This window comes from Oleiphilus sp. HI0086, from assembly GCF_001635225.1.
The window spans coordinates 1-952 of record NZ_LWFZ01001498.1; the positions used below are offsets into that span (position 1 = coordinate 1).

General features: G+C 43.7%; 1 protein-coding gene. It reads right to left on the reverse strand.

Features of this window, described 5'->3' with window-relative positions:
- Window positions 1–164 precede the first annotated feature (164 nt).
- On the reverse strand, window positions 165–952 hold a 788-nt coding region (locus A3756_RS25365; RefSeq protein ID WP_255376543.1), incomplete at its 5' end, for an amidase family protein.

A 952-nucleotide genomic window follows, 5' to 3' on the forward strand; every position in this document is an offset into this window, starting at 1 on the left:
GAATATGAACCTCATAATCCCCCCCCTAACATCGTATCCATCGTTCGACTGGCATTGTTAATTTTGTCGCAAGCACTCAAGCCTGCAAGCAACAATACAGTGACTAATATGCCAAACACCTTTTTCATACCTCGATCCCTTTCTTCATCATACTCGTTGTTAATTCAATATTTATTCAACACAAAAGGCACTGCTTCCTCAATCTCAAAAGCCAACTCAAGCAAGCGTTTATCTTCTCCAAACTGTGCAAAGAACTGGACGCCAACAGGCACCTGTTTTTGACTAACGCCAATAGGCAAAGCAATCGAAGGCGCGCCCGAGACATTGTGAATCGCACAATAAGGTACAAAATGCTTTAGGCGCTCTATAGCACTTTCAAATTCTACGTCAGGCGCAAGATAGCCTATTTTCGGCGGTGGGTGCCCTAAAACTGGCGATAACATAAGGTCATAGTTAGCCATTTCTTGTTGATAAACATTAGTAAAACCCAGTAAGCGTTTAATCGCTAAAGGCGCTTTAAGTATATGTTTTCGGAAGTGCTTACTTAACCCAAGGGTCAGCGGTTCGAGCTTTTTCTTATTTAACTTAGTACCAAACAGAACGCTACCTGTTGTAGAAAAAATCGACGCCATCATTCCCCAATAGAGCAAGAAGTCGTCCCCAAAAGCAGGGTCAAATGGAAACGAAACTTCTTCCACATCATGCCCTAAATCACTGCATATTCTGGCCGCCTGATGCACGGCTGCCGCATTGTCTGAATCACTATAAAGATGGCCAGGGCCATCTGTATAAAAGCCGATTCTAAGTCGCTTTTTAGCGGGGCCGGTGATTTCACCCAGCGCAGGTAGTTTTCGGTTGAGATAAAACTTTTCAGCTTCGGAATAAAACATCGCCGTATCGCGAACACTACGGCTTAGAATTCCCTGGTGCCCCAAATTGATAGGTAATAAAT